The sequence below is a fragment of the Bradyrhizobium sp. CCBAU 45389 genome, assembly GCF_028128625.1.
Taxonomy (GTDB): Bacteria; Pseudomonadota; Alphaproteobacteria; order Rhizobiales; family Xanthobacteraceae; genus Bradyrhizobium; species Bradyrhizobium liaoningense_B.
On the sequence record NZ_LBIY01000082.1, the window covers coordinates 86,117 to 99,718 of the forward strand.

Annotated in this window: 14 protein-coding genes; 7 read left to right on the forward strand and 7 right to left on the reverse strand. The window is 64.7% G+C overall.

What is annotated here, in order from left to right; genetic code table 11:
* Positions 1–91: 91 nt before the first annotated feature.
* The gene (locus tag XH79_RS13540) at positions 92–286 is read right to left on the reverse strand and encodes a hypothetical protein (protein ID WP_271581996.1); all 195 of its coding nucleotides are present in this window, start codon (positions 284–286) and stop codon (positions 92–94) included.
* Positions 287–381: 95 nt separating this feature from the next.
* On the opposite strand from XH79_RS13540, the gene XH79_RS13545 reads away from it, so the two are divergent.
* On the forward strand, positions 382–891 hold the full coding sequence (locus XH79_RS13545) for a hypothetical protein (RefSeq protein WP_271581997.1): 510 nt from the start codon (positions 382–384) through the stop codon (positions 889–891).
* A gap of 6 nt (positions 892–897) precedes the next feature.
* Here XH79_RS13545 and XH79_RS13550 read toward each other — a convergent pair whose 3' ends face one another.
* Entirely contained in the window at positions 898–1,194 is a 297-nt protein-coding gene (locus XH79_RS13550; protein ID WP_271581998.1) for a hypothetical protein, read from the reverse strand.
* 282 nt (positions 1,195–1,476) lie between these two features.
* On the opposite strand from XH79_RS13550, the gene XH79_RS13555 reads away from it, so the two are divergent.
* Together XH79_RS13555 and XH79_RS13560 are read left to right on the forward strand one after the other, a co-directional pair.
* Positions 1,477–7,773, forward strand: a complete 6,297-nt coding sequence (locus XH79_RS13555) for a HAMP domain-containing protein (protein ID WP_271581999.1) — start codon at positions 1,477–1,479, stop codon at positions 7,771–7,773.
* Between the two features lie 13 nt (positions 7,774–7,786).
* The gene (locus XH79_RS13560; protein WP_271582000.1) at positions 7,787–9,277 is read left to right on the forward strand and encodes an HWE histidine kinase domain-containing protein; all 1,491 of its coding nucleotides are present in this window, start codon (positions 7,787–7,789) and stop codon (positions 9,275–9,277) included.
* Here the strand turns inward: XH79_RS13560 and XH79_RS13565 are convergent.
* Entirely contained in the window at positions 9,274–9,495 is a 222-nt protein-coding gene (locus XH79_RS13565) for a hypothetical protein (RefSeq protein WP_212347981.1), read from the reverse strand. The genes XH79_RS13560 and XH79_RS13565 overlap by 4 nt on opposite strands.
* A 140-nt stretch (positions 9,496–9,635) precedes the next feature.
* Between XH79_RS13565 and XH79_RS13570 the strand changes: the two genes are divergently transcribed.
* Together XH79_RS13570 and XH79_RS13575 are read left to right on the forward strand one after the other, a co-directional pair.
* Positions 9,636–9,905, forward strand: coding sequence for a hypothetical protein (locus XH79_RS13570; RefSeq protein ID WP_212347979.1), 270 nt, complete (start codon positions 9,636–9,638; stop codon positions 9,903–9,905).
* Positions 9,906–10,000: 95 nt separating this feature from the next.
* Positions 10,001–10,234, forward strand: a complete 234-nt coding sequence (locus XH79_RS13575; RefSeq protein WP_212347976.1) for a hypothetical protein — start codon at positions 10,001–10,003, stop codon at positions 10,232–10,234.
* An 87-nt stretch (positions 10,235–10,321) separates the two neighbouring features.
* Here XH79_RS13575 and XH79_RS13580 read toward each other — a convergent pair whose 3' ends face one another.
* Together XH79_RS13580 and XH79_RS13585 are read right to left on the reverse strand one after the other, a co-directional pair.
* The gene (locus XH79_RS13580) at positions 10,322–10,531 is read right to left on the reverse strand and encodes a hypothetical protein (RefSeq protein ID WP_271582001.1); all 210 of its coding nucleotides are present in this window, start codon (positions 10,529–10,531) and stop codon (positions 10,322–10,324) included.
* Positions 10,532–10,549: 18 nt separating this feature from the next.
* Positions 10,550–10,771 (reverse strand): hypothetical protein, encoded by a 222-nt coding sequence (locus XH79_RS13585; protein WP_271582002.1) that lies wholly within the window; start codon positions 10,769–10,771, stop codon positions 10,550–10,552.
* A gap of 115 nt (positions 10,772–10,886) precedes the next feature.
* Here XH79_RS13585 and XH79_RS13590 point away from each other — a divergent pair, with 115 nt between their 5' ends.
* A complete protein-coding gene (locus XH79_RS13590; RefSeq protein ID WP_212347967.1) occupies positions 10,887–11,081 on the forward strand; it encodes a DUF3072 domain-containing protein in 195 nt (64 codons plus the stop codon).
* An 87-nt stretch (positions 11,082–11,168) separates the two neighbouring features.
* Positions 11,169–11,435, forward strand: coding sequence for a DUF6496 domain-containing protein (locus tag XH79_RS13595; protein ID WP_271582003.1), 267 nt, complete (start codon positions 11,169–11,171; stop codon positions 11,433–11,435).
* Between the two features lie 12 nt (positions 11,436–11,447).
* Here XH79_RS13595 and XH79_RS13600 read toward each other — a convergent pair whose 3' ends face one another.
* The gene (locus tag XH79_RS13600) at positions 11,448–11,810 is read right to left on the reverse strand and encodes a hypothetical protein (RefSeq protein ID WP_212348012.1); all 363 of its coding nucleotides are present in this window, start codon (positions 11,808–11,810) and stop codon (positions 11,448–11,450) included.
* A gap of 244 nt (positions 11,811–12,054) precedes the next feature.
* Complete coding sequence (locus tag XH79_RS13605) at positions 12,055–13,602, reverse strand: Do family serine endopeptidase (protein WP_271582004.1); 1,548 nt, start codon at positions 13,600–13,602, stop codon at positions 12,055–12,057.

Genomic DNA, 13,602 nt, shown 5'->3' on the forward strand with positions numbered 1-13,602 from the left:
CCATGCGATCGACTGTTCCCGGATGATCCTGGATTGGTCGGCTGCGTTCCGTGTGTCGTCTCACACACGGATTCACGAAGACGAGAGCCGCCTATGCCTCCTGCTTTGGGAGGATCCGGACCGTAACGGGCGGGATTTCACCATCGAGCCAGTCCTGCTCCCTTGCGAGTGCCGTCCAGGCATCCGCCATGCGCGAATAGCGCTTGTAGGCGGGTTGCCCTTCCGCTCGCTCGGCGAGATGCAGGCAGTTCTCGGCGTTATCCCTGAAAACGTCAGACTGTTTCATGGAGGAAGACGTGGGGACGGAACTCCCGCGTCGCAACCGCCCTTTACCGGATCGTAACGTTCGGGAACTTCGCACGGCATCGGTCATTGACCTGGATGCGAGTTCTTGTCGCGATCATCCTGGTGTTCATTGGCAGCGCAGCGCTGGCCGACAGCACCGGCGAGCAAAGGCCTGACAACCGTGCGCCGACGGCCATTGACGTCATCAGCGGCCTCTACGCGTTCAGCCGCTTTCAGCACGGCCTTCTGGAGAGCACCGACCTGAAGGGCAATGCAGAGGTGAAAAACCTCGCCGTCTTGCGCGCCGAAGAAGCTGCGAAACGCGACAAGACTCTGAAGGACATTCAAGAGGCAATCGGCGCCGAGCCCCGCATCGGCAAGACGGCGGCGAGCGCCGGCCTCGCCGAGCCCGATAGCTCGGACGGACCGGCTTACGTCCGGACTTTCTACGCCGCGCAGATCCCCGAATATCAGTCGACCATCGCCCTGCTCGAACGCTATCTGAAAGCCCCCGACAATGCGGCGCTTGCAGTGTTCGCGCGCGGGCAACTGCCGCTGCTGCGCTCGCAGATCAAGGACGCCGAGCGCACCATGGCGGACAAGTAGCCGCCCTCACTTGTCGTTCGGATGACGCTGCTGGCTCTCCGGTCGCACCGTGCGGTCGCTCTCCGGCATCTTGTCCCGGCCCGCATCCCCGTTGTCGTCCTTGCCGCCCGAGGTCGACGTGCCGCTGCCGCTGGGGTTGGACCGGGTCGCGGCTCCCGTGGTCTGTGAATCCGCACGCGGGGTGGCAGCGCTCGCAGCGGGATCGCCGGTCACGGCTCCGCGCCCACTGGGCGCGCCAGCCTGCGCAAGCGCCGCCCCCGCAGCAAATACTGTAACGATCAAGACGGCGAACGCGGCGCTCATATGTACTCTCCCTGTATCTGCTGGCTCAACCTCGGGGCCCGTTGCCCTCCTGAGAACCGTGGATCCGGGAGCCTCGAAAATGGTTAACAGCCGGAGCCAGAAATCTCCGAAACCTCATGGAACCATCGGCAGTCTTCGCCGTTGCTTTAGCCGGGCTGAGCAAAGCAGGTTCCATTTCCTGGCGTCGCAACCTTGGCGCTTGATTTCGAATTAGGCTGACGCTCTATTTTGATCAATTGCGTCTCGCCTGAGATTCGGCCGGCGCGTGCGGGGGAATCAAGTATGAGCGACCTCGATCCCGGAACTACATCACGCTCCGGTCGTCGCGTCCCGAAACCCAAAACCAACGGAATGTCTGATCCTGATTCGCGGCCGGAATTGCTGCTCGCGCTGCAAGCGATGCGCAGCGGCGATTTCTCTGTGCGCATGAGCGGCGACTATCTCGGCATCGACGGCAAGATTGCCGACACTTTTAACGAAATCATCGCCGCCAACCAGCGCATGGCGCAGCAGCTCGAGCTGGTCGGCCAGGTGGTGGGGCGCGAGGGCAAGACCCGGCAGCGGGTGAAGTTCGGCCTCGCCTCCGGCTCCTGGGCGGACATGGAAGGCTCCGTCAACACGCTGATCGACGACCTGTTGTGGCCGACCCGCGAGGTGACGCGGGCGGTTGCGGCGGTGGCGCAGGGCGACCTGCTGCAGACCGTCAAGCTCGATGTCGACGGCCGTCCGCTCCGCGGCGAGTTCCTGCAGTCGGCGAACATCGTCAACACCATGATCAAGCAGCTCGGCGTGTTCACCTCCGAGGTGACGCGCGTCGCGCGCGAGGTCGGCACCGAAGGCAAGCTCGGCGGTCAGGCCCAGGTGCCGGAGGTGACCGGCGTCTGGAAGGATCTGACCGAGAGCGTCAACTCGATGGCGAACAACCTGACCAACCAGGTTCGCAACATCGCCGAGGTCACGATCGCGGTCGCCAATGGCGACTTGTCCAAGAAGATCACCGTCGACGTCCGCGGCGAGATCCTTCAGCTCAAGGAAGCCATCAACACGATGGTGGACCAGCTCCGCTCCTTCGCCTCCGAAGTGACGCGCGTGGCGCGCGAGGTCGGCACCGACGGTAAGCTCGGCGGCCAGGCGATCGTGCCCGGCGTCGCCGGCACCTGGAAGGACCTCACCGACTCCGTGAACGCGATGTGCGGCAATCTCACCGCGCAGGTCCGCAACATCGCCAACGTCACCACAGCCGTGGCGCGCGGCGACCTCTCCCGCAAGATCACGGTGGACGTGCGCGGCGAGATCCTGGAGCTGAAGGACACCATCAACACCATGGTGGACCAGCTCAACTCCTTCGCCTCGGAAGTCACGCGCGTGGCGCGCGAGGTCGGTACCGAAGGCAAGCTCGGCGGCCAGGCCCAGGTGCCTGGCGTGGCCGGCACCTGGAAAGACCTCACCGACAACGTCAACTTCATGGCGTCGAACCTGACCGCGCAGGTCCGCAATATCGCCGACGTCGCGACCGCCATCGCCGGCGGCGACTTGTCGAAGAAGATCACCGTGAACGTCTCGGGCGAAATCCTTCAGCTGAAGGAAACGCTGAACACCATGGTCGACCAGCTCAACGCCTTCGCCGGCGAGGTCACGCGCGTGGCGCGCGAGGTCGGCACCGAAGGACGGCTCGGCGGTCAGGCCAACGTGCTCGGCGTCGCCGGCACCTGGAAGGACCTCACCGAAAGCGTCAACTCGATGGCGTCGAACCTGACCGCACAGGTCCGCAACATCGCCGAGGTGACGACCGCGGTCGCCGGCGGCGACCTCTCCAAGAAGATCACCGTGGACGTGCGCGGCGAGATCCTGGAGCTGAAGGACACCATCAACACCATGGTCGACCAGCTCAACGCCTTCGCCGGCGAAGTCACGCGCGTCGCGCGCGAGGTCGGCACCGAAGGCAAGCTCGGCGGCCAGGCCCAGGTGCGCGGCGTCGCCGGCACCTGGAAAGACCTCACCGACTCGGTCAACTCGATGGCTTCGAACCTGACCGGCCAGGTCCGCAACATCGCCGAAGTCGCCACCGCAGTCGCCAAGGGCGACCTGTCCAAGAAGATCACCGTCAACGTCTCGGGCGAAATCCTTCAGCTGAAGGAAACGCTCAACACCATGGTCGACCAGCTCAACGCTTTCGCCGGCGAAGTCACGCGCGTCGCCCGCGAAGTCGGCACCGAAGGCAAGCTCGGCGGCCAGGCGCAGGTGACCGGCGTCGCCGGCACCTGGAAAGACCTCACCGACAACGTCAACTCGATGGCGGGCAACCTCACCGCCCAGGTCCGCAACATCGCCGAGGTCGCAACCGCCATCGCCGGCGGCGACCTGTCGCGCAAGATCACGGTGGACGTGCGCGGCGAGATCCTTCAGCTCAAGGATACGCTGAACACGATGGTCGACCAGCTCAACCGCTTCGCGGGCGAGGTGACGCGCGTGGCGCGCGAGGTCGGCACCGAAGGCCGCCTCGGCGGCCAGGCCAACGTGCCCGGCGTCGCCGGCACCTGGAAGGATCTCACCGACAGCGTCAACTCGATGGCGGGCAACCTCACCGCGCAGGTCCGCAACATCGCCGAAGTGACGACCGCCGTGGCGCGCGGCGACTTGTCCCGCAAGATCACCGTGGACGTGAAGGGCGAAATCCTCGAGCTGAAGAACACCATCAACACCATGGTGGACCAGCTCAACGGCTTCGCCGGCGAAGTCACGCGCGTGGCGCGCGAGGTCGGCACCGAAGGCAAGCTCGGCGGCCAGGCCGAGGTACCCGGCGTCGCCGGCACCTGGAAGGACCTCACCGACAACGTCAACTTCATGGCGTCGAACCTGACGGCCCAGGTCCGCAACATCGCCGAGGTCGCAACCGCCATCGCCGGCGGCGACCTCTCCAAGAAGATCACCGTGGACGTGCGCGGCGAAATCCTGCTGCTGAAGGATACGCTGAACACCATGGTCGAGCAGCTCCGCTCCTTCGCCGCCGAAGTGACGCGCGTCGCACGCGAGGTCGGCACCGAAGGCCGGCTCGGCGGTCAGGCCGTCGTGCCCGGCGTCGGCGGCACCTGGAAGGACCTCACCGACAACGTCAACCTGCTCGCTGCCAACCTCACCACGCAGGTCCGCAACATCGCCGAAGTGACCACCGCCGTGGCGCGCGGCGACTTGTCCCGCAAGATCACCGTGGACGTGAAGGGCGAAATCCTCGAGCTGAAGAACACCATCAACACCATGGTGGATCAGCTCAACGCCTTCGCCGGCGAAGTCACGCGCGTCGCCCGCGAGGTCGGCACCGAGGGCGAGCTCGGCGGCCAGGCCCAGGTGCCCGGCGTGGCCGGCACCTGGAAGGATCTCACCGACACCGTCAACTTCATGGCGGCGAATCTGACCGAGCAGGTCCGCGGCATCGTCAAGGTGGTGACCGCGGTCGCCAACGGCGATCTCAAGCAGAACCTCACCGTGAAGTCGAAGGGCGAGGTCGCCGCGCTCGCCGACACCATCAACAACATGACCGAAACGCTCGCAACCTTCGCCGATCAGGTGACGTCGGTGGCGCGCGAGGTCGGCGTCGAAGGGCGCCTCGGCGGCCAGGCCGACGTGCCCGGCGCGGCCGGCACCTGGAAGGACCTCACCGGCAACGTCAATCTTCTGGCGGCCAACCTCACCTCGCAGGTCCGCGCAATCGCGGAAGTCGCGACCGCCGTGACCAAGGGCGACCTGACGCGGTCGATCCAGGTCGATGCCCGCGGCGAAGTCGCGGAGTTGAAGGACAACATCAACACGATGATCACGAACCTCCGTCTCACGACGGACGTGAACACCGAGCAGGACTGGCTGAAGACCAACCTCGCCAAATTCACCAACATGCTGCAGGGCCAGCGCGACCTCGCCACCGTCGGCCGGCTGCTGCTGACCGAGCTGTCGCCGCTGGTGAACGCCCACACCGGCGTGATCTACCAGATCGAAAGCGAGGACAATCCGCAGCTCCTGCTGCTCGCCTCTTACGCCGGCGACGGCATCTATCCCTACCAGCGCGTGCTGCAATTCGGCGAGGGCCTGATCGGCCAATGCGCGCTCGACAGGCGCCCGCGGGTCGTCGCGGACATTCCGACGGATGTGGTGCCGATCAATTCCGCGCTGTTCCGGGTCGCCCCGAAGAATCTCGTCGTGCTGCCGGTTCTGTTCGAAGGCCAGGTCAAGGCGGTGATCGAACTCGCCTCGCTCGCGTCCTTCACGACCTCGCAAATGACGTTCCTGGAGCAGCTCACCGACTCCATCGGCATCGTGCTCAACTCGATCGAGGCGACGATGCAGACCGAAGGCCTGCTCAAGCAGTCGCAGCAGCTCGCCGGCGAGCTTCAGACCCAGCAGCGCGAATTGCAGCAGACCAACGACCAGCTCGAACAGAAGGCGCAGCAGCTCGCCGAGCGCAACGTCGAGGTCGAGCGCAAGAACCAGGAAATCGAGCAGGCCCGCCGCGCGCTCGAGGAAAAGGCGACCGAGCTCGCGCTGACCTCGAAGTACAAGTCCGAATTCCTCGCCAATATGAGCCACGAGCTGCGCACGCCGCTGAACTCGATCCTGATCCTGGGACAGCAGCTCACCGACAATCCGGACGGCAACCTCACGGCCAAGCAGGTCGAGTTCGCCCGCACCATCCACGGCGCCGGCACCGACCTGCTCAACCTCATCAGCGACATCCTCGATCTCTCCAAGATCGAGTCCGGCACGGTGACGGTCGATGCCGAGGAGATCCTGACCGCCAACCTGCTCGAGACCGTCGGCCGGCCGTTCCGCCACGAGGCGGAGAACCGCGGCCTCTCGTTCAAGATCGACGTCGATCCGAACCTCGCGCGCAGCATCGTCACCGACTCCAAGCGCCTACAGCAGGTTCTGAAGAATCTGCTCTCCAACGCCTTCAAGTTCACCGCCGAAGGCGAAGTGCGCCTGAAGGTCGAGGCCGCCCTCGGCGGCTGGGGAACGGATCACCCGGTGCTGAACTCAGCACCCGCCGTGATCGCGTTCGAGGTGTCCGATACCGGCATCGGCATTCCCCTGGAGAAGCAGAAGCTGATCTTCGAGGCGTTCCAGCAGGCCGACGCCGGCACCAGCCGCAAATATGGCGGCACCGGTCTTGGCCTTGCCATCAGCCGCGAGCTCGCGAGCCTGCTCGGCGGCGAAATCCATCTGCGCAGCGCGCCGGGCAAGGGCTCGACCTTCACGCTCTATCTGCCGCTGAAATATTCCGGACCGACGCTGGCGCCGCGTGCCGCTCCGGCGCCGCAGCAATACAGCCAGCCGCCGGCGCTGCAGCCGGCCGCGCCGGAGCAGCAGCGCGTCATCGAGCAGCTGCCCGACGACCGTCTCAACCTCGAGCCCGGCGACAGCATCCTCTTGATCGTCGAGGACGATCCGCATTATGCGCGGGTGCTGGTCGATCTCGCACGCGACAAGGGCTTCAAGGTGCTGGTCGCCGCGCGCGGCGCGGAGGCGCTCGAGCTTGCCAAGCAGTACCAGCCGCGCGCGGTCTCGCTCGACGTGTTCCTGCCCGACATGCTCGGCTGGACGGTGCTGAGCCAGCTCAAGCACAATCCGCTGACCCGCCACATCCCCGTACAGATCATCACGCTGGACGAGGACCGCCAGCATGCGCTGGCGCGCGGCGCCTTCTCCTTCGTCAACAAGCCGACCACGACCGAAGGCGTCGCGGCGGCGCTGACGCAGATCAAGGAATATGCGCGTCCCAGGCGCAAGCGGCTCCTGATCGTCGAGGACAACGAGGCCGAGCAGCTCTCGATCCGCGAGCTGCTGCATCACGATGACATCGAGATCGTGGCAACCGACACCGGCGCCGGAGCACTCTCGATGCTGCGCGAAGCGCCGTGCGATTGCGTGGTCCTCGACCTCCGCCTGCCCGACATGAGCGGCTTCGAGGTGCTGGACCAGATCCGCAATGACGAGGCGCTCTCGAACGTTCCGGTGGTGGTCTTCACCGGCCGCGAGCTTTCGGCGGAGGAGGATGCCGAGCTGCACACCATGGCGCGCAGCATCGTGGTCAAGGGCGTGGAATCGCCGGAACGTCTGCTCGACGAAACCGCGCTGTTCCTGCACCGCGTGATCACGGAACTGCCGGTCGAGAAGCAGCGGATGCTGGAGAAGCTGAACAGTTCCGACGAGGACCTGATCGGCAAGACCGCCCTGCTCGTCGACGACGACGCTCGGAACATCTTTGCGCTATCGAGCGTGTTGGAACGGCGCGGCATGAAGGTGCTGACGGCGACCACCGGCAGCGAAGCCGTGACGCTGGTCGAATCCAATCCGGAAATCGCCATCGTGCTGATGGACATCATGATGCCGCAGATGGATGGCTATCAGACCATCGGGGTGATCCGCGAGAACCCGGCCTTCGCCCGCCTTCCGATCATCGCGCTGACCGCAAAGGCGATGAAAGGCGATCGCGAGAAATGTCTGGAAGCCGGCGCCTCCGACTACCTCGCCAAACCCGTCAACACCGATCAATTGCTGCTTGCGATCCGCATGTGGCTGCACCGCTGAGCTGGATCCGCGAATGGACCATGAAAAGGTCAATATCCTCCTCGTCGACGACCAGCCGGCCAAGCTGCTCGCCTATGAGGTGATCTTGAAGGATCTCGGCGAGAATCTCGTGATCGCCTCGTCGGGGCGCGAGGCGCTGGAGGTGCTGCTCAAGACCGAGATCGCGGTGATCCTGGTCGACGTCTGCATGCCCGAGCTCGACGGCTTCGAGCTGGCGGCGATGATCCGGGAACATCCACGCTTCCAGAAGACCGCGATGATCTTCATCTCGGCCATTCAAGTGAGCGACATCGACCGGTTGCGCGGCTACGAGATGGGCGCGGTCGACTACGTGCCGGTGCCCGTGGTGCCGGAGGTGCTGCGCGCCAAGATCAAGGTGTTTTCCGAGCTCTATCGCAAGACCCGCGAGCTCGAACGGCTGAATCAGGAACTCGAGGACCGTGTCCGCGCCCGCACGGCGGAACTGGAGAACTCCACCGCCAAGCTGCGCGAGAGCGAGCAGCGTCGCAGCATGGCGATTGCCGCCGGCAAGATGGGGTCCTGGGACTGGGACTGGATCAACGGCGACTGGATGTGGGACGAAGGCCAGTACCGCATCTTCGGCGTGACGCCGGAGACCTTCAACGTCACCTCGGCGAACATTCAGGCGCTGCTGCACCCCGATGACGTCGACCGGTTCGGCCAGGCGATTGCCGCGTTCAATAGCGGGGCGCGCGCCTATGAAGGGGAGTTTCGCGTCAGCCGGCCCGACGGTGAGGTGCGCTGGTGCGTCGGCACGGCGGCCGCGACCGTGGACCAGGCCGGCCGCGTGGTGCGCGTGAGCGGCGTCACCGTGGACATCACCGAACGCAAGCGCGCCGAGGAGCGACAGAACCTGCTGGCGCGGGAAGTCGATCATCGCGCCAAGAATGCGCTGGCGCTGGCGCAATCGATCGTGCGCCTCACCCGTGCCGACGAGGTCAAGGCCTATGTCAACGCCGTCGAGGGGCGCATCAATGCGCTGGCGCGCGTGCACACGATCCTGTCGCTGTCGAGCTGGCAGGGCGCCGAGCTTTCCAAGCTGATCGACGAGGAGCTTGCACCTTATTCGCTCGGCGACCAGATCAAGCTCGCAGGCCCGGAGGTTCAGTTGCTGCCGGCAACCGCCCAGACGCTGGCGCTGGCGCTGCATGAGCTATTCACCAACTCCGCCAAGTATGGCGCGCTCTCGACGCGATCGGGCCGGCTCTTGATTGGCTGGCAGGTCGAGGAAGACCATCTCACCCTGACCTGGGAGGAATCCGGCGGCCCGCTCGTGAGGACGCCGAAGTCTCGCGGTTTCGGTACGCGGAGCCTGCTTGCGAGCGTCGAGTCCCAGCTCGGCGGACGGGCGCAATTCGATTGGCGGGCCGAGGGCCTGTTGTGCCGCCTGGACGTGCCGCTGACTCGCAAGACCCCTTCCTCGGCAACGCAGGGCAAGTTCGACGCCGACACCTCCCCCGAACTGCAGCGCGCGTCGGGTTAACCGGACGCGGCAACTTTCGTGCGCAGGATCGAGCGGGGTTCGTCGGGGACGCGCCCTTCGAGCCAGGCTTCCGTTTGTGCGAGATCGCGCAGCGCCATCGCGTAGCGACGCGCGGCGCTTCGCTCCGCACCGTGCGGCAGCTTGCGCGCTTTGCGCAACATGTCCGCGGCCGCATTCCGATAGGCCAGCGAGCGATAGAGATAGACGACCTTACCCATGTCGAGTGTCCCATGTTGATGGCCTTCATCCTCGCAAGCCCGGCATGAACGCTGGATGAAGCGGCGGATGACAATTCCTTCATGCGAATGGAACCCGCGAGCATCGCGCGCGTTGCTTGTGCAATTCGAAGGTCGGTTCCATGCGTGCGAACAAGTCGCCCAAGAAGCCACCGAGCCTGATCTCTCCCACTGGCCTCATCAAGCTCGTGACGCATGCGATGATGGGCGCAGCTCTTGGGCTTGCATTCGGCCTCGCGCTCACTCTGTCCAATCCGGCGGTCGCCAATCTGCTCAATCACGGCGGGAGCCAGGCGATTCTGGTCTTCGCCCTCACCTTGGTGACGACGTTCGCGATCGGCGCGACGCTCACCGGCGCCGTCTTCATCATCGATGAGGACAAGGAATTTTGAAGCGGGCGTGAAACACGCCGGCGACTTTGTCGGGAACTCCTGTGACGAACGGCAGTTGGCTGCCTGCGTCAATTTAACTCAGGGAGTTCCCGCGCATGAAGACGACCAAGCTCGCTCTCGCCGTGATGTTGGCAACCGGCCTCGCCGCTGCCCCGTTTGCCGCGCAGGCCAAGTCGCACAAGCAGAAACATGAATCCTCGACCTCGTCCTCGCAGACGACCGGCGCCAACACGAAAACCAAGAGTCCCGATCCCTCCGGCCAGGGCGGCTCTGGCCCCGGCTCCGATCAGGGCGGCACCATGACCAAGGGCACGAGCACCGCCAAGTAAGCGCAGCCGCTCATCGAAGGCCTCGCAATCGCGGGGCCTTCTCGCCTTTGTATTCGATGCGATTCCCTAGACGCCACATCGCACGCGCTAATCGCGTTGCATATCGGCGATGTTCAGTCCGCCTTTCGCGGAATTCATCTTCACGAGATGATCGAGCTGCGCCCGCTTGCGCGTAATCAGGAGCTGGGCCGCGGCGTCGTCGAGCCCCTCCCGCTGCAATTGCCGGATCGCGGAGCCCAGTTCGAGAATCTCGGCGCGCAGCCTCAGGATCCGGTACGTGTCCGGGTCTTCCTCCATGACGCGCTCCCAAAGCTCTCAGCGGCGCGCGATCGTCCGCGCGGGATCTACGACTTTCTTCAGTGGACGAAGCCGTACACGATCGCGGACATCCGGCAGGACATCGCCGCCGCCGGCCGCTCTCCATTCGCCGATCATCAGGTTGATTTTCCGGCGCAGATCCATCTGCGCCAGGGCCTTTTCCGTGCAGTCGCGCCCCCGGTCGACCAGGTCGCGCACGGATGCCTCGACGTCGGCCATCTCCAGCCTCAAGGCGCTGATTTTACGTCGAATTTCATTAATTCGGTTGTCCATGGCTTGTTAGAACAAAATAAGAACATATAGTCAAGTCGCGATTTCAGGATGGAGAGCGGACATGCAGGTTCAGGGTAAATACGACGCCAAGGCTTTTCTCATGGAGCAAATGACTCGGGCCCAAGGCTTGCGGCTGAAGCGGCTGAGCGAAGAAGCGTATCAGCCCGCGCAATATGCGCGGGATCTGTCCTTCGCCGAAGCAGCGCGGCGCATCCAGGTGCTGGAAGCGGAAATCGAGCTGGCGAATTCGTACTAGGCGACGCCGCACGTCCGCAGCTTTGCTTACGCATTTTCGGAACCATGCCTGTGTCGAGTGGTTTGGTCCGGCGAAGGGAGAAAATGCATGGCACGCAAGGCAAAGAAGCGCCGCTACTCGCGCAGCTCCGGCAGCGACGTCGAGAGCGAAATGCGCCGCTACAAGAAAGGTACCGCGAAAAGCGGCCGTGGTGGTCGTGGCGGACGCGTGAAGAGTCGCAAGCAGGCGATCGCGATTGGACTCTCGAAGGCCCGCAAGAAGGGCAAGAAGGTCCCGAAGAAGGCCTCCAAGCGGAAGACGTCCAAGAAGAAGGCGACCAGGAAATCGTCGAAGCGCAAATCCAGCAAGCGGTGACGCTGACACCCGTCAGATCATGCTGCCCGGCATGAAGCACCGGATCGAAATCCCGAACGCCGTCTTCACTGGCCAAACCATGGTGCGTCCCGCCCGATTCGGTTCGGTGATGACGGCTTCATCCGGCACATCCACCCATTGACCGTCGAGGCGCACGCGATAATGCCCGTCGTGCGATTCCCAATCGGGATCCGAGACGGCAAATCCATCGGCATCCGAGCAGCACGGGCCGAGATGGCTGCGCAGACTGTCGAACCACGGCTTGAGCGGTGAATCGGCGTAGCGGCCATCGTCGCGCCCGAGGGCGCTTCCGGCCGCCAGCACGAGCGGCGCCACGAGCAGCGCACGTCTCAGCGAGAGCTTCAATCGATCCATGTCGGCACCGATCAAATGCGAACACCGGCCGGTTCCACGAAAGCAGCCGGACGTTCGGAATTCCCACCCCCTGCAAGTAATATGGACTCAAGTCTGACGAGCGAACGCGGCTTTTTCGGACTAACCCGTCATCAATGCTGCCGTTAACGAGAATGTTATCGCCGGCCTGTGGGTATCTTTCACGCCGGCACGAAAAAAGGCGGCCCGCGGGCCGCCTTTTGAATTGACGTTCAAAGCGAGAGACTTAGGCGAGCGGCACCGCGACGAACCGGGTCGCTTCCGCGCCCTTCACCTGAAGCAGCACGCTGTTCTTGCCGGACGATTTTGCCTGCGCCAATTCAGCGCGGACGTCACCGACGTTGGCCACAGGCTTGCCGCCGACATTGAGGATGACGTCACCGGTCTGGATGCCGCGCTGTGCTGCCGGCCCTTGCGGATCGACCTCGGTAACGACGACGCCCTTCTGGCCCGCGCCCTGCACCTCGCCGGCCGGTGCCAGGCTGAGCCCGAGGCGCGGCGTGCCCTTGCCCGGCTGCGCCTTGCCCTCGTCGGCTTTACCGTTTCCCTGGGCCTGCCGCTCGTTCGGCAACTCGCCGAGTGCGAGCGTCACCGTCTTGCTCCCGCCGTTACGGAAGACGTCGAGCTTCACGGAGCTGCCCGGCGCCAGCGTCGCGATGGTACGGGCGAGATCGCGGGAGTCCTTGATCGCGGTGCCGTTGACGGCGGTGATGACGTCACCCGCCACGATGCCGGCCTTCGCCGCCGGGCTGCCGTCCTGCGGATTGTCGACGATCGCGCCGCGCGCCTCCTTCAGGCCGAGACTGTCGGCGATGTCGGCGGTCACCGGCTGCACCTGCACACCGAGCCAGCCGCGGGTCACAGCACCCTTGTCCTTCAGCTGCGCGACGACGAGCTTTGCGGTCGTCGCCGGGATGTCGAAGCCGATGCCGACCGAGCCACCCGACGGGGAGAAGATCGCGGTGTTCACGCCGATCACGTTGCCGTTCATATCGAAGGCCGGGCCGCCGGAATTACCCTTGTTGATGGGCGCGTCGATCTGGATGAAATCGTCATAGGGCCCGTTGCCGATGTCGCGGCCACTGGCCGAGACGATGCCGGCGGTCACGGTGCCGCCGAGGCCGAAGGGATTGCCGACCGCCACCACCCAGTCGCCGATTCGCGGCTTCTGCTCGGAGAATTTGACGAAGGGGAAGTCCTTCTTGCCGTCGACCTTGATCAGCGCAAGATCGGTCTTCGGATCGGTGCCGACCACCTTGGCCGTGTAGGTCGTGCCGTCGTCCATGGTGACTTGCACGGACTCGGCATGATCGACGACGTGATTGTTGGTCACGGCGTAACCGTCGGCGGAGATGAAGAAGCCGGAGCCTTCGCCCGTGACCATCTGGTGACGCTGGCGCGGCATACCGTTCATGCCGCCTGGGCCGCGGAAGCCGAACTGCCGCGAGAACTGGTCGAACGGCGAGTCCTCGTCCGAATCCATCCGGTTCTGTTGCAGCATCGCATTCTTGTCGTTGTCGCGGTCGATCTTGACCCGCACCGAGATCACGGCGGGTTTGACCTTGGCGACGAGGTCGGCGAAGCCCGGCGGCGTGGCGGCGGTTTCCGCGGCCTGCGCGGGCGCGACGAAGGAGGTCATGCCGAACTGCGAGGAACCGGGAGAGCCGGCCAGCACGGCCACGCCAAGCGCGGCCACGGTGCCGAGCAGCGCAAGCCGGCGCGGTCTCAGGATCTTCCCGGTCGTGGTGGTGTGGGAATTGACGCGATCGTTCAT

Bases quoted from the DNA above. Each gene is read 5' to 3' on its own strand.
- XH79_RS13545 (WP_271581997.1), top strand. From the start codon at position 382: ATGCGAGTTCTTGTCGCGATCATCCTGGTGTTCATTGGCAGCGCAGCG.
- XH79_RS13585 (WP_271582002.1), bottom strand. From the start codon at position 10,771: ATGGCCGACGTCGAGGCATCCGTGCGCGACCTGGTCGACCGGGGGCGC.
- XH79_RS13550 (WP_271581998.1), bottom strand. From the start codon at position 1,194: ATGAGCGCCGCGTTCGCCGTCTTGATCGTTACAGTATTTGCTGCGGGG.
- XH79_RS13590 (WP_212347967.1), top strand. From the start codon at position 10,887: ATGCAGGTTCAGGGTAAATACGACGCCAAGGCTTTTCTCATGGAGCAA.
- XH79_RS13575 (WP_212347976.1), top strand. From the start codon at position 10,001: ATGAAGACGACCAAGCTCGCTCTCGCCGTGATGTTGGCAACCGGCCTC.
- XH79_RS13560 (WP_271582000.1), top strand. From the start codon at position 7,787: ATGGACCATGAAAAGGTCAATATCCTCCTCGTCGACGACCAGCCGGCC.
- XH79_RS13600 (WP_212348012.1), bottom strand. From the start codon at position 11,810: ATGGATCGATTGAAGCTCTCGCTGAGACGTGCGCTGCTCGTGGCGCCG.
- XH79_RS13565 (WP_212347981.1), bottom strand. From the start codon at position 9,495: ATGGGTAAGGTCGTCTATCTCTATCGCTCGCTGGCCTATCGGAATGCG.
- XH79_RS13555 (WP_271581999.1), top strand. From the start codon at position 1,477: ATGAGCGACCTCGATCCCGGAACTACATCACGCTCCGGTCGTCGCGTC.
- XH79_RS13570 (WP_212347979.1), top strand. From the start codon at position 9,636: ATGCGTGCGAACAAGTCGCCCAAGAAGCCACCGAGCCTGATCTCTCCC.
- XH79_RS13580 (WP_271582001.1), bottom strand. From the start codon at position 10,531: ATGGAGGAAGACCCGGACACGTACCGGATCCTGAGGCTGCGCGCCGAG.
- XH79_RS13595 (WP_271582003.1), top strand. From the start codon at position 11,169: ATGGCACGCAAGGCAAAGAAGCGCCGCTACTCGCGCAGCTCCGGCAGC.
- XH79_RS13605 (WP_271582004.1), bottom strand. From the start codon at position 13,602: ATGAACGATCGCGTCAATTCCCACACCACCACGACCGGGAAGATCCTG.
- XH79_RS13540 (WP_271581996.1), bottom strand. From the start codon at position 286: ATGAAACAGTCTGACGTTTTCAGGGATAACGCCGAGAACTGCCTGCAT.